Source organism: Ornithinimicrobium carbonis (assembly GCF_977012275.1).
The window spans coordinates 1959210-1980951 of record NZ_OZ348993.1; the positions used below are offsets into that span (position 1 = coordinate 1959210).

Annotated in this window: 18 protein-coding genes and 1 rRNA gene; 11 read left to right on the forward strand and 8 right to left on the reverse strand. The window is 73.9% G+C overall.

Annotated features, from left to right (window positions below):
• The first annotated feature begins 36 nt into the window (after positions 1 to 36).
• The 4 genes from rrf (at position 37) to ACWHYA_RS08880 (ending at position 6884) form a co-directional block, all read left to right on the forward strand.
• A 5S ribosomal RNA gene (rrf, locus tag ACWHYA_RS08865) occupies positions 37 to 153 on the forward strand.
• Between the two features lie 233 nt (positions 154 to 386).
• A complete protein-coding gene (locus ACWHYA_RS08870) occupies positions 387 to 2753 on the forward strand; it encodes a 6-phosphofructokinase (RefSeq protein WP_425941808.1) in 2367 nt (788 codons plus the stop codon).
• Positions 2750 to 5494: a pullulanase-type alpha-1,6-glucosidase gene (gene pulA, locus ACWHYA_RS08875; RefSeq protein ID WP_425941806.1), complete on the forward strand. Its 2745-nt coding sequence runs from the start codon at positions 2750 to 2752 to the stop codon at positions 5492 to 5494. Before ACWHYA_RS08870 ends, pulA begins: the two co-directional genes overlap by 4 nt.
• Before the next feature lie 202 nt (positions 5495 to 5696).
• Positions 5697 to 6884, forward strand: coding sequence for a S8 family peptidase (locus tag ACWHYA_RS08880; RefSeq protein ID WP_425941804.1), 1188 nt, complete (start codon positions 5697 to 5699; stop codon positions 6882 to 6884).
• 133 nt (positions 6885 to 7017) lie between these two features.
• Here the strand turns inward: ACWHYA_RS08880 and ACWHYA_RS08885 are convergent, their stop codons facing one another.
• Positions 7018 to 7671 (reverse strand): winged helix-turn-helix domain-containing protein, encoded by a 654-nt coding sequence (locus tag ACWHYA_RS08885; protein ID WP_425941802.1) that lies wholly within the window; start codon positions 7669 to 7671, stop codon positions 7018 to 7020.
• A 146-nt stretch (positions 7672 to 7817) separates the two neighbouring features.
• Here ACWHYA_RS08885 and rplM point away from each other — a divergent pair, with 146 nt between their 5' ends.
• The 3 genes from rplM to glmM all read left to right on the forward strand — a co-directional run bounded on the left by rplM (position 7818) and on the right by glmM (position 10385).
• Complete coding sequence (gene rplM / locus ACWHYA_RS08890) at positions 7818 to 8261, forward strand: 50S ribosomal protein L13 (protein WP_425941801.1); 444 nt, start codon at positions 7818 to 7820, stop codon at positions 8259 to 8261.
• A gap of 14 nt (positions 8262 to 8275) precedes the next feature.
• Positions 8276 to 8773, forward strand: coding sequence for a 30S ribosomal protein S9 (gene rpsI, locus ACWHYA_RS08895; protein WP_425941799.1), 498 nt, complete (start codon positions 8276 to 8278; stop codon positions 8771 to 8773).
• A 265-nt stretch (positions 8774 to 9038) separates the two neighbouring features.
• Positions 9039 to 10385, forward strand: a complete 1347-nt coding sequence (glmM, locus tag ACWHYA_RS08900) for a phosphoglucosamine mutase (protein ID WP_425941797.1) — start codon at positions 9039 to 9041, stop codon at positions 10383 to 10385.
• 56 nt (positions 10386 to 10441) lie between these two features.
• On the opposite strand, the gene ACWHYA_RS08905 is transcribed toward glmM, so the two are convergent.
• The 4 genes from ACWHYA_RS08905 to glpX form a co-directional block, all read right to left on the reverse strand.
• Complete coding sequence (locus ACWHYA_RS08905) at positions 10442 to 11548, reverse strand: MauE/DoxX family redox-associated membrane protein (RefSeq protein WP_425941795.1); 1107 nt, start codon at positions 11546 to 11548, stop codon at positions 10442 to 10444.
• Positions 11549 to 11701: 153 nt separating this feature from the next.
• Positions 11702 to 12241, reverse strand: a complete 540-nt coding sequence (locus tag ACWHYA_RS08910) for a beta-class carbonic anhydrase (protein ID WP_425941794.1) — start codon at positions 12239 to 12241, stop codon at positions 11702 to 11704.
• 107 nt (positions 12242 to 12348) lie between these two features.
• Positions 12349 to 13281: a carbohydrate kinase family protein gene (locus tag ACWHYA_RS08915; protein ID WP_425941793.1), complete on the reverse strand. Its 933-nt coding sequence runs from the start codon at positions 13279 to 13281 to the stop codon at positions 12349 to 12351.
• Positions 13282 to 13291: 10 nt separating this feature from the next.
• On the reverse strand, positions 13292 to 14326 hold the full coding sequence (gene glpX / locus ACWHYA_RS08920) for a class II fructose-bisphosphatase (protein ID WP_425941791.1): 1035 nt from the start codon (positions 14324 to 14326) through the stop codon (positions 13292 to 13294).
• Between the two features lie 111 nt (positions 14327 to 14437).
• Between glpX and ACWHYA_RS08925 the strand changes: the two genes are divergently transcribed.
• The gene (locus ACWHYA_RS08925; protein ID WP_425941789.1) at positions 14438 to 15070 is read left to right on the forward strand and encodes a DUF4245 family protein; all 633 of its coding nucleotides are present in this window, start codon (positions 14438 to 14440) and stop codon (positions 15068 to 15070) included.
• Positions 15071 to 15199: 129 nt separating this feature from the next.
• Entirely contained in the window at positions 15200 to 16702 is a 1503-nt protein-coding gene (locus tag ACWHYA_RS08930; protein ID WP_425941788.1) for an HNH endonuclease signature motif containing protein, read from the forward strand.
• A gap of 117 nt (positions 16703 to 16819) precedes the next feature.
• On the opposite strand, the gene ACWHYA_RS08935 is transcribed toward ACWHYA_RS08930, so the two are convergent.
• Together ACWHYA_RS08935 and xseA are read right to left on the reverse strand one after the other, a co-directional pair.
• Positions 16820 to 17191 (reverse strand): exodeoxyribonuclease VII small subunit, encoded by a 372-nt coding sequence (locus tag ACWHYA_RS08935; protein WP_425941787.1) that lies wholly within the window; start codon positions 17189 to 17191, stop codon positions 16820 to 16822.
• 171 nt (positions 17192 to 17362) lie between these two features.
• Entirely contained in the window at positions 17363 to 18601 is a 1239-nt protein-coding gene (gene xseA / locus ACWHYA_RS08940) for an exodeoxyribonuclease VII large subunit (RefSeq protein WP_425941785.1), read from the reverse strand.
• A gap of 18 nt (positions 18602 to 18619) precedes the next feature.
• Between xseA and ACWHYA_RS08945 the strand changes: the two genes are divergently transcribed.
• Together ACWHYA_RS08945 and ACWHYA_RS08950 are read left to right on the forward strand one after the other, a co-directional pair.
• On the forward strand, positions 18620 to 19363 hold the full coding sequence (locus ACWHYA_RS08945; protein WP_425941783.1) for an alpha/beta fold hydrolase: 744 nt from the start codon (positions 18620 to 18622) through the stop codon (positions 19361 to 19363).
• Between the two features lie 29 nt (positions 19364 to 19392).
• Positions 19393 to 20433, forward strand: a complete 1041-nt coding sequence (locus tag ACWHYA_RS08950; RefSeq protein WP_425941854.1) for a 4-hydroxy-3-methylbut-2-enyl diphosphate reductase — start codon at positions 19393 to 19395, stop codon at positions 20431 to 20433.
• Between the two features lie 47 nt (positions 20434 to 20480).
• Here the strand turns inward: ACWHYA_RS08950 and ACWHYA_RS08955 are convergent, their stop codons facing one another.
• A complete protein-coding gene (locus ACWHYA_RS08955) occupies positions 20481 to 21719 on the reverse strand; it encodes a DNA recombination protein RmuC (protein WP_425941781.1) in 1239 nt (412 codons plus the stop codon).
• Positions 21720 to 21742: the final 23 nt, after the last annotated feature.

Consider the following 21742-nt stretch of genomic DNA (forward strand, 5'->3'; position numbering starts at 1 on the left):
GGGTCGGCCCCGGAACGTTCGTGAACTCCATAAAGTTACGGCGGTCATAGCGTCAGGGAAACGCCCGGTCACATTCCGAACCCGGAAGCTAAGCCTGACAGCGCCGATGGTACTGCACCGGGGACGGTGTGGGAGAGTAGGACACCGCCGGACCACCATTGCCAGAAGGGCCTTGGTCGATCATCAGATCGGCCAGGGCCCTTCTGCATGCAGCGGGACTGTTTCAACCGCTCGGACGGTCGCCGTCCTGGTCCAACCCACCGGCTGAGCCGGGGCCGGGGTGCGCCCCCGACGGCTGCCCCGGCGGGCTCTCGGGGCCGAGCCCGGAGGGGGCACGGCCCGTCCCCCGCTGTCCGCGCCGACGGACGGTGGGGGAGGATGAGAACGTGAGCACCCACGAGTCCGTCCAGACCCCGCCGCCGGCCGACGCCGGGTCCGGGACGCGCATCGGCATCCTCACCTCGGGCGGCGACTCGCCGGGGATGAACGCCGCGGTCCGGGCCGTGGTCCGCTCCACCCTGCGCCTGGGAGGGCGGCCCTTCGGCATCCTGGAGGGCTGGCGCGGAGCCCTCGCCGGTGGCGACGGCATCCGCGAGCTGGGCTGGGACGACGTGGGCTCGCTGCTCCACCGCGGCGGCACGGTCCTGGGGTCGGCGCGGTGCCCGGAGTTCCGCGAACGCGACGGGCTGCGTGCCGCCGCGCTCCACCTCGTGCAGCACCAGATCGACCGGCTCGTCGTCATCGGCGGCGACGGGTCGCTGCGGGGTGCCGAGGAGCTGCGGCAGGAGTGGCCGGAGCTGCTGACCGAGCTGGTCCGGGCCGGGGAGCTCGACGGGACGGCCGCCGAGGCGCACCCGCGCCTGCGCGTCGCCGGGCTCGTGGGCTCGATCGACAACGACATGGCCGGCACGGACATGACGATCGGGGCCGACACCGCGCTGCACCGGATCATCGAGGCCCTCGACGCCCTGTCCTCCACCGCCGCGAGCCACCAGCGCACCTTCGTCGTGGAGGTCATGGGACGTCACTGCGGCTACCTGGCGCTCATGGCGGCCGTCGCCGGGGGCAGCGACGCCGTCCTGGTGCCCGAGGGCCCGCCCGCCGACGGGTGGCAGTCCGGACTCGTCGCCTCGATCGAGCGCACGCGGGCCACCGGCCAGCGGGACAGCCTGGTCATCGTCGCCGAAGGGGCGACCGACCAGGCCGGCCGGCCGATCACGAGCGCGGCCGTGGCCGAGGCGCTCGGGGAGCGGATGGGGGAGCGGGCCCGGGTCACGATCCTCGGTCACGTACAGCGCGGCGGGCGACCGTCCGCCTACGACCGCTGGATGCCCACCCTCCTGGGGTATGCCGCGGTGCGCCAGCTCCTGCAGGCAGCGGCGGACGCGCCGTCGCAGATCGTCGGGGTACGGCACAACCAGGTCGCGGTGCTGCCGCTGAGCGAGGCCGTGCGCGACACCAACGCGGTGAAGACCGCGCTGGAGTCGTGCGACTTCGACGTTGCCCGCGAGGCCCGGGGCAGCTCGTTCGCCACGCTGTCGCGCCTCTACGCCCAGCTGTCCCAGCCGCCCGCCGAGCTCGTCGACGGCCGGCCCCACCCTAGCCGGGCCTTCACGGGCGGGGCGGCGAGCAGCGGTCCCGGACCCACGGGTCCACGCCCACGGGTCGGCGTCCTGCACGTCGGCGGTCTGGCACCCGGGATGAACACCGCCGTCCGGGCGCTGGTGCGCTTCGGGCTCACCGACGGCATGGAGGTCGTCGGGATCGAGGACTCGCTGGCCGGACTGGCCCGGGGACGCGTCCGGGACCTGGGCTGGGCCGAGGTCGACGACTGGGTCGGCCGAGGCGGTGCCTTCCTGGGCACCCGACGGCACGTGCCCACCCCTGCCGAGCTGCCGGCGCTCGTCGACGCGGTCGCCCGGCACCGCCTCGATGCGCTGGTTCTCGTCGGTGGCCTGGACGCCTACCTCACGGCCGAGGTCCTGGTCCGGGGAGGCGCCGAGCACGGCCCGCTGGGGATCCCGGTCGTCTGCCTGCCCGCCTCGATCGACAACAACCTGCCGGGAGCCGACCTCTCTGTGGGCGCCGACACGGCGCTGAACACGGTCGTGGAGGCGCTGGACCGCATCCGCACGTCCGCCTCGGCGACCCAGCGGTGCTTCGTCGCCGAGACCAAGGGTGGGCGGTGCGGCTACCTGACGATGATGGCGGGGCTCGCCTCCGGTGCCGAGCGGGTCTACCTGCCCGAGGACCGGTTGCGCATCGCGGACATCGCCGCCGACGCCGAGCGGATGAGCCGGTCGTTCGCCGAGGGGCGCCGGCTCTACCTCGTGCTGCGCAACGAGATGGCCTCCACGCACTACACCACCGACCTCGTCGCCCGGGTCTTCGAGGAGGAGGGCGGCGACCTCTTCGACGTGCGCAGCACCGTCCTGGGGCACGTGCAGGACGGCGGCGACCCGACGCCGTTCGACCGGCTGCTCGCCACCCGGCTCGCCCGGGTCGCGCTCGACGAGGTGTCCCGACGGTGGGCGGAGGGCGCGGCGGGCGGATGCTACGTCGGGGAGGTCGCCGGACGGGCCACCGTCACCCCGGTCGACCGCCTCGCGGAGGAGACCGACCTGGTCGCCGGCCGGGCCCGCTCCCCGTGGTGGTCCGAGCTGCGGCCGGTGATCGCCGTGGTCTCCGACCGGCACCGCAGCGTCGCCCCGGTCGACCTGCCGCTGGCCGCGGGCCGGGACCAGGCCCGATGATCCGGCGCCACCGTCCGGCACCACGTCCCGTCGACCTCGGGGCCGCCCGCGCCCACTGGGTCAGGTCCGACCTCGTGGCCCTGCCGGCCACCGCGCTCCCGCACGACCTGCCGGTGCACGAGCTGACGGTCCGGCTCGAGCACGCCCCCGACGGGGGCCTGGACCCCGGCGACCGGCCGGGGCCGGGCTGGGACCTGCGGCCCGATGATGGCGGGCTGCCGCCGGAGACGCTGCGCGTCGTGCCGCACCTGGCCGGGGCGCTGGCCCTGCGTCTGCCGGACGAGGCGTCCGCCCGGGCGGCCCGGCTGCTCACCGGGCAGGTGGCCCTCACGGTGCGCCACCGGGCTCGCCTGGTCATGGCGACCTCCCTGCAGGTGCCGCACGTGCTCGACGACCTGTACGCGGCGCAGGCGCGCCGACGCCGGTGCGGGGCCACCTGGGGGCCTGCCGAGCACGACGCCCCGGACAGCCCGGACCGGCGCGGCGCCGGGGCCGGCGCGGGTGCCGTCGCCGACCTCGTCCCCACGGTCACCGTGTGGGCACCCACGGCCCGGGAGGTGACCCTCCTGCTGTGGGACGCTGTCCCGCCGGAGGGCTCGAGCGCCGCCTGGACGCCACCCGGTGACCCGGTCCGCCATCCGCTGGCCCGCTCCGACGACGGGGCCTGGTCGGTCACCGGTGCCTCCGACTGGCGCGACCGGTGCTACCAGCTCGAGCTGCGCCACGTCATACCTCCGCGGTGGACCGAGCAGGTCGTGCGCACCACCGACCCCTGGTCGGTGGCGCTGACGCTCGGTTCGACCCATTCCGTCCTCGTGGACCTCGACGATCCGCGCTGGGTCCCGCCCCGGTGGGCGCAGGCGCCGGTCCCCCCGCGGCTGCGACCCGTCGACCAGAGCATCTACGAGCTGCACGTGCGGGACTTCTCCCGGGACGATCCAGAGGTGCCTCCCGAGCTGCGCGGCACCTACCGCGCGTTCGGGGCGGACGGGCTGGGACGGCGCCACCTGCGCACCCTGGCCGGGGCCGGGCTGAACACCGTGCACCTGCTGCCGGTCTTCGACCTCACCTCGGTGCCGGAGGACCCGGCCGAGCGGGTCGGGCCCGACCCCGAGGTGCTGGCGGAGCTGACGCGCCGGGACCCGGCCGGCACGGAGCAGCAGCAGCTGGTGCGGCGCACCGCGCACCGGGACGCCTTCAACTGGGGCTACGACCCGTGGCACTTCCTGGCGCCGGAGGGGTCGTACGCGACCGGTCCGGGTGCGGCGCACGGTGGTCGACGGGTCGCGGAGTGCCGCGAGATGCTCGGTGCGCTGCACGACCTCGGCCTGCGCGTCGTGCTCGACCAGGTCTACAACCACACCACGGACTCGGGGCTGGAGCGCACCTCCGTGCTGGACCGGGTGGTGCCGGGCTACTACCACCGGCTCGACGAGGAGGGCCGGGTCGAGACGTCCACCTGCTGCCAGAACCTGGCCACCGAGCACCAGCTGGCCGAGCAGCTGATGGTCGACGGGTGCGTCCTGTGGGTCCGGCACTACCGGGTCGACGGCTTCCGGTTCGACCTCATGGGCCACCATTCGCGAGCGAACCTGGATGCCGTGCGGGCCGCGCTCGACGCCCTCACCCCCGCCCAGGACGGGGTGGACGGCTCGGCCGTCACGCTCTACGGGGAGGGCTGGAACTTCGGCGAGGTGGCCGGCGACGCCCGCTTCCCCCAGGCGGTCCAGGGCCAGCTGGACGGGACCGGGATCGGGACCTTCAACGACCGGTTGCGCGACGCGGTGCGCGGCGGGGCGGTGCACGACGACTCGGGCCGGTCGGGGCACGGCTGGGTCACCGGGGGGTCGGACCCCCACGACACGGACCTGCTGCAGGTCGGGCTGGCGGGTGGGCTGCGCGACCTCCGCCTCCTCTCCCACGCCACCGGTCGGTGGACCACCGGGGCAGGGGTGCCCTACGGCGGCGCCCCCGGAGGGTATGCGGCTCAGCCCGACGAGGTGGTCTCCTACGTCGACGCGCACGACAACGAGACCCTGTGGGACACGTTGCTGCTCAAGCTGTCCGACGACACGCCGATGGCCGAACGGGTGCGGCGCAACACGCTCGCCCTCGCCTGCGTCACCCTCTCCCAGGGGATCTCGTTCTGGCACGCCGGTGCCGAGATCCTGCGCAGCAAGAGCCTGGACCGCAACAGCTACGACTCCGGCGACTGGTTCAACGTCCTCGACTGGTCGTTGCAGGACAACGGGTTCGGTCGCGGACTGCCGCCCGAGCCGGACAACGGGCGACGCTGGGCGGAGATGGCGCCCCTGCTGGCGGACCCCTCCTTGCGGCCCACCCCCGCCGACGCCCGCACGGCGCTGGACGGCGCCCTCGACCTGCTCCGGCTGCGGCGTGACCTGCCGCTGCTGCGGCTCGGAACGGCCGAGCAGATCCTGGCCAAGGTCTCCTTCCCGCTGTCGGGCCCGCAGGGGCGTGCGGACCTCGTGGTCATGCTCGTGGACGACCTGGTCGGTGCGCCGGTCGACCCGGTGTCCTCGGGGCTGCTCGTCGTCCTCAACGCCTCCCGGGAGGAGCAGGTGCCGCGGCTTCCCGGGCTGGCCGGTCAGCACTGGGAGCTGTCGGCCGTGCAGCAGGAGGGCGCCGACCCCGTCGTGCGCTCCACCCGGTGGGAGCCCGGCACCGGCCGCCTGGTGGTGCCCGGTCTGTCCGCCGCGGTGCTCGTGCGTCGCGGCTGAGGCGACCCGGACCCGGACCCCGACCTGGACCCGCCAAGCGGTCACGACCGGCACAGGTCGCTCCACGACCGGCTCCGGGTCAGGGTCCGGTCAAGATCGGGTACGGGTCTGGTCAAGAGTCTTGCGCGGCGGTTCGGCCCCCGGTGATGCTGTCGGCGCGCCACGACGATGTGGCCCACATCACACCCCTGAGGAGCACTCCATGACCCACCGCCGACCCCGGGCACTGGCAGCGATCGCCGGTGCCTCCGTCCTTGCCCTCGCCGCAGCCCCGGCCGCCGTGGCCACCGCTGCCGGCAACGACGCCCGCCCCGGGGCGGCGACGCGTCACATCGTCCTGCTGGAGGCCGGTGCCGAGGCGGGCGAGCAGCGCGGTGCCGTCGGCACCGCGACGGCGCGGGCCGTGGCCGACGCCCGCGCCCGCGGTCTGGACGTGGAGCGGGCGCTGCCGGCGCTGGGCGGCTACGTCGCGACGATGACCCCCGCGCAGGCCCGGTCGCTCGCCGAGGACCCCGCGGTCAGCACGGTGTCCGTCGACGGCGTCGTGTCGGTCTCGACCGAGCAGCAGGGCGCCACGTGGGGTCTGGACCGCATCGACCAGGCCGACCCACCGCTGGACGGGATCTACCGCTACACCGCCACCGGTGCCGGCGTGGACGCCTACATCGTGGACACCGGCATCCGGAGCACCCACGGCGAGTTCGCAGGACGGGTGCTCGCGGGTGCCAACTTCGCCCGCGGCAAGAACACCACCGAGGACTGCAACGGGCACGGCACCCACGTGGCCGGGACGGTGGGTGGGAGCACCTACGGGGTGGCCAAGGAGGTGAACCTCGTGCCCGTGCGCGTCCTGGACTGCCGGGGTTCCGGCAGCTGGTCCGGCGTGGTCGCCGGCATGGACTGGGTGGTGGCCGACGCAAACGGACCGTCGGTGGCCAACCTGAGCCTCGGCGGCGGGGCGAACGCCTCGGTCGACGAGGCCGTCGCCCGGATGGTGGACGCGGGCGTGACCACCGTCGTGGCCGCCGGCAACGAGGACCAGGACGCCTGCGCCACCTCCCCGGCCCGGGCCCCCGGCGCCCTGACGGTGGGGGCGACCGACCGCGACGACCGGCGGGCCTCCTTCTCCAACCACGGATCCTGCCTGGACCTCTTCGCACCCGGCGTGGGGATCACCGCCGCCTGGCACAAGGGGGACGCCTCGACGAACACCATCTCGGGCACCTCGATGGCCTCGCCGCACGTCGCCGGCGTCGCCGCCCTGGTGCTCCAGAGCAGCTCCTCCGCCAGTCCTTCCCAGGTCGAGGGTGCGATCGAGACGGCCGCCACGCGGGGAGTGGTGAGCGACCTCGCCGGTTCCCCGGACCGGCTGCTGCGCGCCACCTCCTGATCGTCAGGAGTTCCGCCCGCACGCGCCGGCACCGCGCACCCGTCTCACCCCCGGGGGGCGGGCCACCGGCCCGGACGAGGCACCTCGCCCCGTCCGGGCCGGACCGCGGCCCCGGAGGCGTGCCTCCGCGACGTCAGGTGCCGCCGCGACCGCTGGGCGGCAGCGGCAGGGCGCATGTGTAGACGACGACCCTGCGCGCCTGCGGGTTGCCCTGCCCGACCCGGCGGTAGCGCTCCAGCACCTCGAGCAGCTCGGCCCGCATGGCCGTCAGCTGCTCGCCGGTCACCTGCACGGTGTGGTCCTCCAGGCCGCAGGCCTGCTGCCAGGTGGTCTCCTCCAGCGGCCGCTCGCGCAGCCAGGCCTCGGTGCGCTCGCCGAAGTGCGCCAGGTAGTCCAGGGCCAGCCAGTCGGCGGCCCGGGCGTCGTCCTCGTCGAGGTCCTGCTCGGCCCCGCCGGCGACCCCCAGCCCCACCCCGAGCACGCCGGGTCGGTCAGGGTCGGGGACCGCGCTCCATACCCTGCGCCGGCCGGTGCCGGTGCCGGTGTCCTCCACCAGACCCGCCTCCTCCAGACGGCGCAGGTGGTATGACGTGGCGCCGGTGTTCGAGTCCAGCGCGGCGGCGAGCTCGGTCGCGGTGGCACCCCCGTGGACGCGCAGCTCGGCGAGGAGCCGGCTGCGCAACGGGTGGGCAAGGGTGCGCAGTGCCTGGGACGACGAGGGCGGGGGGGCCGTGGCCGGTGGTGTCATGCTGGCCTTCCACGGGTAGATGGCGCCGAGTGCGTGCACAATTATTATGCACAGATCGGCTGCAGACGCCGGTCGACGGTCCTAGGATGGCTCCTGACCTGCGACGACGTCGATTTGGGTGGTCCCGGAGACCCTCGGTAGACTTGAACGGTTGCCCCACCACACGAGATGAAGGTTCTTCTACCGTGCGTACCTACACCCCCAAGCCCGGCGAGATCACCCGCGCCTGGCACATCATCGACGCCACGGACGTCGTGCTGGGTCGCCTCGCGTCCCAGACCGCGATCCTGCTCCGCGGCAAGCACAAGACGATCTTCGCGCCTCACATCGACACCGGCGACTTCGTCATCATCATCAACGCGGACAAGGTTGCCCTGACCGGCGCCAAGCTGGCCCAGAAGAAGGCCTACCGCCACTCCGGCTACCCCGGTGGCCTCAAGGCCGTCAGCTACGAGCAGCTGCTCGAGCAGCACCCGACCCGGGCGGTGGAGAAGGCCGTGCGCGGCATGCTTCCCCGCAACTCCCTGGGTCGCCAGATGCTCGGCAAGCTCAAGGTCTACGCCGGCGACACCCACCCGCACGCGGCGCAGCAGCCGGTGCCGTTCGAGATCTCCCAGGTCGCGCAGTAAGGAACGTCTGACACATGACTGACACCACCACCGTGGAGACCGACGAGTTCGACGAGAACGCCGTCTCCGAGTACACCACCGAGTCGTCGGCCGCGGCCGACGCCACCGCCCGCCCCACCGCCACCGCCCCCGGTGCCGCCACCGGTCGTCGCAAGCAGGCGATCGCCCGCGTGCGCATCGTCCCGGGCACCGGCGAGTGGAAGGTCAACGGCCGCACCCTGGAGGAGTACTTCCCCAACAAGGTGCACCAGCAGATCGTCAACGAGCCGCTGGCCGCGCTCGACCTCATGGGTGCCTACGACGTCCTCGTGCGCGTGCACGGCGGTGGCCCCTCGGGCCAGGCCGGTGCGGTCCGCCTGGGCGTGGCCCGCTCGCTCAACGGGATCGACCCCGACCTGAACCGCGCCACCCTGAAGAAGGCCGGTCTGCTCACCCGGGACGCCCGCGTCCCCGAGCGCAAGAAGGCCGGTCTGAAGAAGGCCCGCAAGGCGCCGCAGTACAGCAAGCGCTGACGCGCCGTCCGACGCCGGGACCCGGGGTCGCGACGGACGCACCGAAGGCCGGTGGGAGCACAGCTCCCGCCGGCCTTCGGCCTGTGTGCGGACGTGGTCGGCGCAGCGTGACGTCGTCGACGAAGAAGGACGTGGCGCCAGCCCCCCTGCGGCTCGCAGTCCCGGACCCCTCCGCGGTGGGGGGCGGCCTCCGCCCGCACGTACGGCATACTTTCTGAGGATCCGCGACGGGTCCGCCGCAGGACGACGAGACGAGGCACAGCACATGGGACGACTGTTCGGCACCGACGGGGTGCGTGGACTGGCGAACAAGGACATCACCGCCGAGCTGGCGCTGGACCTGTCCGTCGCCGTCGCGCACGAGCTGGGCGGGCAGGGTGCCTTCGGAGGTCACCGGGCCACGGCCGTCGTCGGCCGGGACCCGCGGGCCTCCGGCGAGTTCCTCTCCGCAGCCGTCATGGCCGGACTGGCCTCCGCGGGCGTCGACGTCCTCGACGCGGGAGTGCTGCCCACGCCGGCGATCGCCTACCTGACGCAGCGGATGAACGCCGAGATGGGGGCGATGCTCTCCGCCTCGCACAACGCGATGCCGGACAACGGCCTGAAGTTCTTCGCGCGGGGCGGGCACAAGCTCGCCGACGAGATCGAGGACCGCATCTCCGGGCGCCTGGGGACCCACTGGGACCGGCCCACCGGCGCGGCCGTGGGGCGGATCCGTCCGTTCGACCGCGGGGCCGAGTTCTACATCGAGCACCTGCTCGAGGCGGTTCCCGGACGGCTCGACGGTCTGCGCGTGGTCATCGACGCGGCGCACGGCGCGGCCTCGGTCGTGGGCCCGGAGGTCTTCCGCCGGGCCGGGGCCACCGTCGACGTGATCGGCGGCGACCCGGACGGTCTCAACATCAACGACGGCGCCGGCTCCACCCACCTGGAGCAGCTGCAGGAGGCCGTCCGCCTCCGGGGCGCGGACATGGGCGTGGCCTTCGACGGTGACGCCGACCGCTGCCTGGCGGTGGACGCCCACGGCGAGACGGTTGACGGCGACCAGATCATGGCCATCCTCGCGCTGTCCATGCACGAGGGCGGCCGGTTGACCGACGACACCCTCGTGGCGACCGTGATGAGCAACCTGGGCCTGATCAAGGCGATGGAGTCCGAGGGGGTCCGGGTCGTGCAGACGGCCGTGGGGGACCGCTACGTCCTGGAGGAGATGCGCCGGCACGGCTACTCCCTGGGCGGGGAGCAGTCGGGCCACGTCATCATGCTCGAGCACGGCACCACCGGCGACGGTGTGCTCACCGCCCTCGCCCTCGGTCAGCGGGTCGTCTCCTCCCAGACGCCGCTGCGCGACCTGGCGTCGGTGATGACGCGCATGCCGCAGGTGCTGATCAACGTCAAGGGGGTGGACCGGTCGCGGGTGGACAGCGACGAGGCGCTCACCGCGGCGGTGCGGACCGTGGAGACCGAGCTGGGTGCGGACGGCCGGGTCCTGCTGCGCCGCTCCGGCACCGAGCCGCTCGTGCGGGTCATGGTGGAGGCGGACTCCCAGGACCGGGCGCAGGGGTATGCCGACCGGCTGGCCGACGTCGTGCGGGAGCGGCTGACCCTCTGAGCCCGGACGTCCGAGCCCGGACGTCCGAGCCTCGGACCGACCCGCCCGGGCTCGCCTCAGGCGCGGACGCCCTGCTGCTCCCCGGGCGGCGGGGCGGAGGTCTCGGAGGTCGCGTCCTGGGTCTCCGCGAGCTCGGCCTCGATGTCCTCGACGAACTGCTCGATGCCGTCCACGCCGTTGACGGGTCCGCCTGCGAGCAGGCCGTCGGCTCCCAGCAGCACCGCCCCGGGACTCGACCCCACGCCCAGGTCGTCGTAGACGCGCGAGCCCGGGTCCCACCAGATGCCGGACAGGCCGGGGTCGAGCGCCGACGCGTCGAAGGGGTGGGGGACGAAGACCATCTGCACTCCCAGCTGGGGCAGGCGCTCGCGCCAGCGGGGAAGACGCTCGAGGGCCTCGTGCGTGGGGCCGCACCAGCAGTTGACCAGGACCAGCAGCTGCGCCTGGCTCCGGGCGAGGGAGCTGAGCGCGACCGTGCCGTGGTCCCGGCCGACGAGCACCCCACGGGGTATGGGGAGGCGCACGTACTCGAGCTCGTCGGGCTCGGCAGGGACGGACGTGGTGGCCGCCGCCGCTGGGGCGGGGGCGGAGGAGGAGCGCGCCGCGCCCCCACGACCGGTCCGGCGGGTCGTCCTGGCCACGGCGGGCCCCCCGCCGAGGACCATGACGGAGACCGCGGCGAGCGCGACGGCCAGGACGAGCCACCACACGTCGTTGGCGGTGTACCGGGCCAGGAGCTCGCCGGTGCTGGTCCCGGCCAGGCCGATCCACAGGGTCAGCCCGGCGAGGGCCACCAGGACGGTGTTGCGCACGACGGTCCGGCCGTTGATGCGGTGGTCGCCGATCCGGCCGAAGCAGCCGCAGGTGGGCCGGGGGTCGAACCCCATCGCCCGCACCACGACGGCCCAGAAGGCCACGAACAGTCCCATCGCCAGCACCGCCCCGGCGAGGAAGGGCCATCGCCAGGGGAGCAGCAGCAGCGCCGCGGTCACCAGCTCCACGACGGGAAGGGCGCGGGCGGTCGGACGGTTGGTCACGAGCGCAGGGAGGCGCAGCAGCCGCAGGACGCTGAACGTGGACCCGGTGTCCTGCAGCTTGGCCACCCCGCTGAGGACGAGGACGGCGGCCAGCGTCAGCGGCGCGAGCGACAGGGCGGGGTGCATGGCGTCCACGATACGGCAGGCGCCGACGGCGGATGACGTGTCATGCAGCCGTCTGCGCGTGGGTGCGGGGGTGTGGCGAGGGTGCGGGACGGGCTGGCGTGGGCCTGGCGTGGGCCCTCTTGTGGCCGGGGGGTGGCCAGGGAGCGGCGGGGCTCAGACGAGCTGCTCCATCCGCCCGGTGTCCACGTCGTAGAGGAAGCCGCCGACCTGGGCCCGGTCGCCGATGAGCGGATGGCTGGTGACCCGGAGGACGTCCTCCATGAGCGCGGCGCGCTGGTCGGGGACGACGTGGAAATGCTGCCACCAGGCGTCCTGGCCGGAGAGCTCGGTGATCGTCGTGCGCAGCTCGTTCTCGGACATCTTCGTCATCGCGCAGCGCGTGTGCGGGACCACGAGGATGCGACGCACCTGCAGCAGGTGCACCCCCAGGACGAGGGCCTCCAGCGCCGCGTCGGTGACCCGGCCGCCCGGGTTGCGGAAGATCTTGGCGTCCCCGTGCGTCAGGCCCAGCATCGTCAGGGGCTGGATGCGGGAGTCCATGCAGGTGACGATCGCCACCCCCGCACGGGCGATGCCGTCAAAACCCCCGAGGGTGAAGTTCTCGGCGTAGGCGGCGTTGGCCTCGAGCAGGTCGGCGAAGGCGGAGGCGGGCTCCGCCTCGGTGCCGGGCGGGGTGTCCTCGTGGTGCGTCATACCGGGTTCCTCTCTGCGCGCGGGAGCTTGTCGGGGTTCGTCGGGGGATGTCACGGGGCTCGTGGGCGATGTCGGGCTCGGCGCGGGGCTCGGGCGGCCGCCCTCGTTCAGCCGAGCTCGGCGAGGTCGGCCCTGGTCGGGGCGGCGGCACCGGCCCGACCGACGGTCCAGGTGGCGCAGTCGACGGCCCGGCGCAGGGCGGGGGCCACGTCGTCGAGGTCGGTCCGGCGCAGGCGGTCGCGCGCTCCGGCCGAGCCGAGGAGACCGGCGTCGAGCAGGCCGCTGAGCAGGCCCGCCATGAAGGAGTCGCCCGCCCCGACCGTGTCGACCACCTGCACGGCGACCGGGTCCAGCTCGATGGTGGTGTCCGTGCGGGACAGGTGCACCAGGGCGCCGTCACCGCCCCGGGTGACGACGACCAGCTCGGGACCCAGCCGCCCCCAGAGGTGGGCCACCTCCGGGGGTGGGGCGCCGTCGTAGAGCCAGGCCACGTCCTCCTCGGAGGCCTTCACCACGTCGGCTAGACCGATGCACTCCTCGATCCGGGAGCGCACGTCGTGAGGGGCGCCCATGATCGAGGGACGGCAGTTGGGGTCGTAGGAGATCGTGGCGGTCGGGCGGGCGCGCGTCATCAGCGCCAGCACGGCGGAGGCGCCGGGCTCCAGGGTGGCCGCGACCGAACCGGTGTGCAGGTGGCCGACCCCGTGGAGGTCCTGGGTGCCCACGTGCCACAGCAGGTCGAAGTCGTAGGTCGCCGACCCGTCCACGTCCAGGTGGGCGGTGGCCGTGGAGGTGCGCTGGGCCGAGTCCGACCCCGGGGTGAGCACGACGTCGGCGTCCAGGAGGTGCTCGCGCACCCGCCGGCCGCGCTCGTCGTGGCCCAGGTGGGCCGTCAGCCGGCTGTCGTGGTCCAGGGCGGCCAGGCCCACGGCGACGTTGGCGGGCGAGCCGCCGACGTGCTCGGTGCGCTCCTGCCCGTTCCGGGCGACGACGATGTCGACGAGGGCCTCGCCGACGGTGAGGACAGCAGGCTGGTCCATCGGCGGCCCCTCAGTGACCCGTGGCTTCCGGGGACAGGGAGTCGGCGATCTGCGCGACCTTGTCCAGGCGGTGGTGGGAGGTGATCTCCCGGATGGTGCCGGAGCGGGAGCGCATGACGAGGGAGTGGGTCACGGCCGTGCCGGAGCCGTAGCGCACCCCGCCCAGCATCTCGCCGGTCGTGATGCCGGTGGCGACGAAGAAGGCGTTGTCGCCGGTGACCAGGTCCTCGGTCGACAGGACCCGGTCCAGGTCGTGGCCGGCGTCGATGGCCCGCTGGCGCTCGTCGTCGTCCTTGGGCCACAGCGTGCCCTGGATCACCCCGCCCATGGCCTTCATCGCGCACGCGGTGATGATGCCCTCGGGGGTGCCGCCGATCCCGATGAGCATGTCCACCGAGGACTCCTCGCGCGCGGCGGCGATCGAGCCGGCGACGTCGCCGTCGGTGATGAAGCGCAGCCGGGCGCCGGCCTCGCGGACCTCCCGGGTGTACTGCTCGTGCCGCGGTCGGTCGAGCATGATCACCGTCAGGTCGTCCACGAAGCGCTTCTTGGCGCGGGCGATGCGCCGCAGGTTCTCCTTGATCGGCAGCCGGATGTCCACCCGGTCGGCCACGTCGGGGCCGACGACGAGCTTGTCCATGTAGAAGACGGCTGAGGGGTCGTACATCGTGCCGCGCTCGGAGACGGCCATGACGGCGATGGAGTTGTCCATGCCCTTGGCGGTCGGGGTGGTGCCATCGATCGGGTCGACGGCGACGTCGACCTGGGGTCCGGTGCCGTCGCCGACCCTCTCCCCGTTGAAGAGCATCGGCGCCTCGTCCTTCTCGCCCTCGCCGATGACGACGATCCCGTCCATGGCGACCTGACCGATGACCTTGCGCATGGCCTCGACCGCCGCGTTGTCCGCGAGGATCTTCTCCCCCCGGCCGACCCACCGGCCGGCCGCCAGCGCTGCCGCCTCCGTGACCCGGACCAGCTCCATGGCCAGGTTGCGGTCCGGGATGACCTGCTCGGTGCTCGGACGGGTGGGCTGCTCGGCGGCCATGCGGGACTCCTTCGTCGGTGACGGCTGCGCGGCTGACGACTGCGCGACGTGGGTTCGGCCAGCCTAGCGGCCGCGGGAGGCCCCGGTCCTGGGGGATGGGACGATGGAGGGGTGAGCCCTGCTACCTCCTCGAGCACCGGACCCGACACGGTCCGGGACCGACCCTCCGACGCTTCACCGCCCCCGGACGGGCGGCAGAAGCGGCTGGCGGCCTGGACCTTCCGCAACATGGTCGTCTCGGTGCTGCTCGTGCTGGCCGTGGTGCTGACCTGGTGGTCGATGACCTACCAGCCGGAGGAGTCGCAGCGTCGTCCCGCGGACGTGAGCCAGGTCGTGCCCTTCGCCACCGAGCAGGCGTCGTGGCCCGTGTGGGTGCCGGACCCGGGCGAGGGGTGGACGCCCACGGTCGTGTGGTTCGACGAGCGTCTCGCCGGGGTCCCCACCTGGCACGTCTCGTGGACCACCCCCCAGGGGGAGTATGCCGCGCTGCACCAGGCCGCCGACGTCACCGACGCCTGGCGGGAGGAGGTCCTCGTGGACGCCGAGCCGGTCGGCGAGGAGGAGCTGCCCGCCCCCGGTGGGACGCAGGCGTGGCAGGCGTGGGAGGGTCCGGTGCCCAGCAACGTGGAGAACGCCTGGGTGCTCGGTCCGGAGGAGACCGGCGGCGCGACGGTCGTGGTGAGCGGGACGGCCGGGACCGACGAGATGGCCGAGCTGCTCGAGTCCGTGGACGCCCGCGACTGACGGGGCGGTCGGGGGTCCCGATGCCCTCGCCCCGGGGGAGGCGTGGCCAGGGTTCCTCCGGGCCGCCGTGCCGGCGTCCGGGCGGGTGGTTCGTACAGGTGTGTCAGTGGGGGGTGCTTGGGTGGGGGTATGTCGTTCTTGTGGGGTGGGGCAGCGGGGTTGGTGGAGGAGGTCCACGATGCGGGCGACGTCGTGCCGGAGCCGGTGTCGGAGCGTGAGCGGCTGTTCGTCGCGGGGGTGATGGCGCAGCAGGAGGTGCAGACGCCGGAGTGTGAGGATCCGGCGGGGGCGGGGTACTGGGAGCTGCTGGCCGACATCGAGGAGACGTTGGCGGCAGAGGCGGGCGGGGACGGTGGCTGGGGTGTCCCGGGCGGGTTGGCCTCGCAGGAGCTGGCCGCGGGGTTGGACCTGGCGATGGTGGGGCTGGACCGGGCCGCGGTGGGTCCGCAGGGTGTGGTGGGGGTGTTCGACCCGTCCTTGGTGGAGGGTCTGGAGGCGGCCGGTCGGGTGCGTGCCCGGGTGGATGCACTGGTGGTGACGTTGGCGGTGGAGGCGCAGCGGCGGGGGTTGCCGGGCGCGGTGGGGATGGGTCTGGTGGACTGGGTACGGGTGCGTTGCCCGTGGCTCTCGGGCGCGGAGGCGGCGCATCTGCGGGCGGTGGTGGCTGCGGCCGGTCAGTACTGGGGTGCTCCGGTGCTGCAGGCCGTGATCGAGGGGCGGGCGGGGTTGGCCCGGGCGGGCCGGGTGGCGGCCACCCTGTCCCGGGTGGTGCCGGGGTTGGACGTGGACCAGGCGCAGGCGTACGCGCAGATCGCGACCGGCGCCGCGTGTGATGGGGGGATCAGCGAGCGGGATCTGGGGCGGGTGTGCCAGAAGCTGCTGGTGGACCTGTTGGAGGAGGCGCCCCGGGAGGCCGAGCAGCAGACGGCGGAGGGGTTGCGGTGCGTGTCCCGGCGGCGGGTGGGTCCGGGGTTGGTGCGCTACGTCCTGGACGCCCCGGACGCCGACGCGGTCCTGATCGACGGGGTGCTGGACGGGCCGCTGGCCGCGCCCGATCCCGCCCGCGACAACGCCGGGCACGACGGCCAGGACGGCCGGGAGGGGCAGGGGGAGCGGGATGGCCGGTCGGTGGGGCAGCGGCGTTACGACGCGGTGCTGACGGTGATCTCGCGGGGGTTGGGAAACCCGGGGGCGCCACCGTCGACGGGCCGCGCCAGCGTGATCCTGACGGTGGCGGCGGACCCGGACACGGGTCGTCCGCGGGGGGCGGCGTTTGCGCAGGCCGGTGATGCGGGGCTGGACGCGGGGCAGGCGGGCCGGTACGCGTGCCTGGGGGACGTGACCCCGGTGGTGCTGGGCCCTACGGGGGAGCCGTTGCGGCTGGGTCGCACGGTGCGGTTGGCCACGCCGGGACAGTTCAAGGCGTTGCTGGTCCGGGACGGGAGGTGCACGTTCCCGGGGTGCTCGGTGCCCGGGTCGTGGTGCGAGGCCCACCACCTGGTGTGGTGGTGCCGTGGCGGGGGCACCGACATCGAGCTGCTGGTCCTGCTCTGCGGGCGGCACCACAAGAAGGTGCACGAGAAGGACCTCATGGCCACCGTCACCGGTGGCACCACGACCTGGCACGTCTGACGACCCCGCCCCACACCCGGCCCCACCCGGCCGGGAGCACCACCACGCCCGGGAGGACGTCATTCGGCCCCCACGAGCCAGGGGCGGACGGCGCGACTCCGGAACGCAGCTCGGACGTCAGGCGCCGCCGTGACTACCGTCGTGTGGCTCCGTCGTCTTCGTCGATGGAGGCGTCGTCACGTCGGCAGCCGGGGAAGCGCTCGTCTCAGCAGAGGTCTCCTCGTCGGCCGAGCCGTTCCCCGGGCTCTCCGCCCCCTCGGCACCGGCCCGTGTGGTGGCCCGGTCGAGGGTCTCCTGGGCGGAGTCGAGCTTGGCCTGGCAGTGCGCGGCGAGCTCCTCCCCGCGTTCCCACAGGAGCATCGACTCCTCGAGGGGCACCTGACCGGACTCGATGCGGGACACGAGCGCGACCAGCTCGTCGCGGGCCTGCTCGTAGCTCAGCTGACCCACCGGGGTGGGCTCGGGAGTGGTGGCGTCGACGGGAGTCACCCGACCACCCTACGACCCGGTGGCCCGCCACCCGGCCCGCCCGCGAGCGGAGCGAGCACGGGTCCGGCCCGACCGCGAGCGGAGCGAGCACGGGTCCGGCCCGACGTCCAGGACCGTCAGTCGGCGATCCAGCCGGCACTGCACCCCCGTGGTGGAGGTCAGCCCCGACGGTCAGCCCGCGACGGGGCGGACGGCGAAGTCACCGCGGGCCACCGTGATCCGCAGCAGCTCCTCCGCGTCCACCTCCGCCCGGTCGCGGACGATGGTTCCGTCCGCGTGCCGGACCACGGCATACCCGCGCTCGAGGGTGTGCTGCGGCGAGACGGCCCGCAGGTGGCGCAGGAGCTGGGCGGACCGGTCCTGCTCACGGACGAGCCGGTCGGCCAGGCGGCGACGACCACGTGCCTGCAGGTCCTCGACCTCCGCACGGTGGCGGGCGACGATCGCCGCCCGGTCTGCCATGACCGGCCTGCTCATGACGGTGCTGATCCGCTCGCGCTCCCGGGCGATGCGCGTGAGAAGCGCGCGTCGCGACCGGGTGCGCACGGTCACCAGGCCCCGCAGCTCGTCGGCGACGTCGGGCACCACCGCGGCGGCGGCGTGGGTCGGGGTGGAGGCGCGCAGGTCGGCCACGAAGTCCACGATGGGGGTGTCGCTCTCGTGCCCGATGGCCGAGACGACGGGGGTGCGGGTGGCCGCGACCGCCCGGACCAGCGCCTCGTTGCTGAACGGCAGCAGGTCCTCGAAAGACCCGCCGCCCCGCGCCACCACGATCACGTCCACCTCGCCGAGCCCGTCGAGCTCGCGGACCGCGGCGCACACCTCGGTCACCGTCGTGGCTCCCTGGACGGCGACCTGACGGATCTCGAACCGGGCGGCCGGCCAGCGCCTGCGCACGCCGGCCAGGACGTCGCGCTCGGCCGCGGTGTTGCGACCGACGACCAGACCGATGGTCCGGGGCAGGAAGGGCAGCGGCCGCTTGCGTCCAGGCTCGAAGAGGCCCTCGCTGCGCAGCAGCTGCTTGAGGTGCTCGAGCCGCGCCAGCAGCTCCCCGACCCCCACGTGTCGCATCTGCCGGGCGTCCATCGTCAGGGTGCCCCGCTTGGTCCAGAACGACGGCTTGAGGTGCACGACGACCCGGGCGCCCTCCTGGGGCGGTGCCGGCATGGCCGCGAGCGCCCCGACCGAGATGGACACCGACAACGACATGTCGACGTCGGTGTCGCGCAGCGTGAAGTAGGCGCGGGACATCCCCGGGCGGTGGTTGAGCTGGACGATCTGCCCCTCGACCCACAACGGGGACATCTTGTCCACGTAGTCGCTGATCTTCATCGACAGGGTGCGCACCGGCCAGGGCTGCTCGGCGGTGGTGTCCCTCGCGGTGGGCGGCAGCGACGTCGGTGGACTCACGGGGCCTAGCCTAGGTCGGTGCACCCACGGCCCCTGCTCGTCCTCGTCCACGGCTCCCGGTTCTCGCGCCGCCAGTGGTCCGGGTATGCCGCGCAGCTGCCCTCGGCCGACGTGGTCGCCGTCGACCTCCCCGGCCACGGGGAACGGGTGGGTATGGCGTTCACGGTCGGGTCCGCGCTGGACGTCATCGACGAGGCCGTCCGGTCGGGCGGACCGGGACGCCGGGTGGTGCTGGCCGGGCACAGCCTCGGGGGCTACCTGGCGTCCTTGTACGCGGCCGAGCACCCCGGCACCCTGGCGGGGCTGGTGCTCCTCGGCGCGACAGGTGACCCCGCGGGACGGTTGACCGGGGTCTACACCGGGTTCGCCAAGCTGCTCCCGCGGGTCGGGTTCGAGCGGATGGCCCGGCTCGCGAACGCCGTCATCCGTGCCCTCGGGGCGCGTCCGGAGGACTTGCCCGACGCGGCGGCATACCCCGTGCTCGGCGACGCCTGGGACGCGGTGGTGGAACGGTGCGGCCCGCACGTCCTGACCACGGTGGACTGCCCGGTGACGATCGCCAACGGCCGGTGGGACCAGATGCGGATCCATGCCGCGCGGTTCGCCGCCGCCGCGCCGCAGGCCCGTGTCGTGGTGGTGGAGGGGGCGAGCCACCTCTTCCCCCTGACCCACCGGGCAGCCACCGTCGAGACCCTGCGCCGGGCCCTCGCCGAGGCCGCACCCAGGTCGTGCGCAGAGCACCCACGTACGATGGACCGGTGACTGCCACACCTTCGACCCGACCGACCGACGTGACCGTCCCCGAGTCCGCCGGAGAGCAGCGACGCGTGCTGCTCGCCGCCCCACGCGGCTACTGCGCCGGCGTGGACCGGGCGGTGGTCACCGTCGAGAAGGCCCTCGAGCTCTACGGGCCGCCGGTCTACGTGCGCAAGGAGATCGTGCACAACAAGCACGTGGTGCGCACGCTGGAGAAGCGCGGCGCGATCTTCGTGGAGGAGACCGACCAGGTGCCCGAGGGGGCACGGGTGATCTTCTCGGCCCACGGGGTCAGCCCGGCCGTGCACGCGGAGGCCCGCGCGCTGTCCCTGCAGACGATCGACGCCACCTGCCCCCTGGTGACCAAGGTGCACCGCGAGGCGATCCGGTTCGCCAGCGAGGACTACACGATCCTGCTCGTCGGCCACACCGGCCACGAGGAGGTCGAGGGCACCGCCGGCGAGGCCCCGGACAACACCATCGTCGTGGAGAACCCGGCGCACGCCGCCGAGGTCGAGGTGCCGAACCCGGAGCGGCTCGCGTGGCTCTCCCAGACGACCCTGTCGGTGGACGAGACGATGCAGACCGTGGCCATCCTGCGGGAGCGCTTCCCGCACCTGCAGGACCCGCCGAGCGACGACATCTGCTACGCCACCCAGAACCGCCAGGTCGCGGTGAAGCAGATGGCCGCCGAGTGCGACCTCATGATCGTCGTCGGCTCGCAGAACAGCTCCAACTCCAAGCGCCTGGTCGAGGTGGCCGTGGAACACGGCTCACGGGCCGGCTACCTGGTCGACTACGCCGACGAGATCGACGAGGCGTGGCTGGACGGGGTGCGGACCGTGGGAGTGACCAGCGGCGCCAGCGTGCCCGAGGTGCTCGTGCGCGACGTGCTCGACTGGTTGGCGGAGCGGGGGTACGCCGACGTCAGCGCCGTCACCGCCGCCGAGGAGTCGCTGCTCTTCGCCCTGCCGACCGAGCTGCGCCGCGACCTCAAGGCCGCGGGCAAGGAGGCCGCCAAGGTCAAGCACGACCCGGGTGCCATCCCGAGCGGCCGGGGGAGCCAGCTGCACTAGCAGGGGTCAGCACGGCCGGTCGCTGCGGGGGGCTCAGGATCCGCGTGTCAGGCCGTGTTCCGGCTTCCCCCACTCGATGAGGGGCCGGTGCCGCCCTCCGCCGCCCTCCCGGGCAGGTCCGTCTCGAGCGTCGGTCGTGCCGGGGTGAGTTCGTCGAGCTCGGTCGCCAGCAGCTCCGGGCTCGTCAGCGGCCGGGGCGCCACCGTCAGCGGCTCGAGGGTCTCGGGTGCGCCCTCGGCCAGGTCGAGCTCGTGCATCCGGCGGGCGGTGACCATGACCCGGGTTTCCAGCGTCCCGACGAGCTGGTTGTACGTCTCCACCGAGCGGCGCAGGGCGGTGCCCATCGCGGTCGTGTGCCGTCCCAGGGTCGCCAGCCGTCGGTGCAGGTCGGCGCCCAGCCTCAGCAGCTCGCGGGCGTGCGTGGTCAGCGCGTCCTGCTGCCAGGCCAGGGCCGTGGCCCGCAGCATCGCGAGCAGCGTGCCCGGGGAGGCGAGCACCACGCGCTGGCCCTGGGCGTGGTCGTAGAGGTCCGGGGCCGCCCGCAGCGCCGCGGCCAGGACGGCGTCGCTGGGCACGAAGCAGACCACGAGCTCGGGGGAGTGGTCGAACGCGCTCCAGTACTCTTTCGCCGCGAGCTGGTCGACGTGCCGCCGCAGCGCGCGCCCGTGCTCGACCAGCTGCCGGTCGGCCTCGTCAGGCGGCACCCCGTCCCCCTGGGCCCGCAGGAAGGCCCCCAACGGGGCCTTGCTGTCGATGACGAGGTTCTTGCCACCCGGCAGGTGGACGACGACGTCGGGGCGGACCCGCACGTCGTGCCGGGTCGTGGCGGACACCTGCTCGTCGAAGTCGCACCGGGCCAGCATCCCGGCGTGCTCCAGCACCCGCCGCAGCTGGACCTCGCCCCAGGTGCCGCGCACCGCCGAGGAGGACAGGGCGCCCGACAGGGCGCTGGTCTGCTCCTGCAGGGCGCGTGTCTGGTCGGCCACCTGGGCCAGCTGCTCCCCGACCTGGCCGTAGTGCTGCACCCGGTCCCGCTCCAGCATCCGCACCTGCGACTCGACCCGGTCGAGCGAGGCCCGCAGGGGGGCCAGCTCGGCGGCCGCCTCCCGGTCCTGCTCGACGGCCCGGGTGAGACCGGCCACCCGCTCGTGCAACCCGTCCCGCTCCGCCTCGAGCCGGGCGCGGTCAGGGGCGCCGGCGGCCACGCCCAGGGCCCTGCCGAGGACCAGCCCGACGCCGAGGGTCACCAGGACGAGCGCGACCAGCTGCCACCACTGCAGTTCCATGCCGCGCACAGTGCCACCCCCGA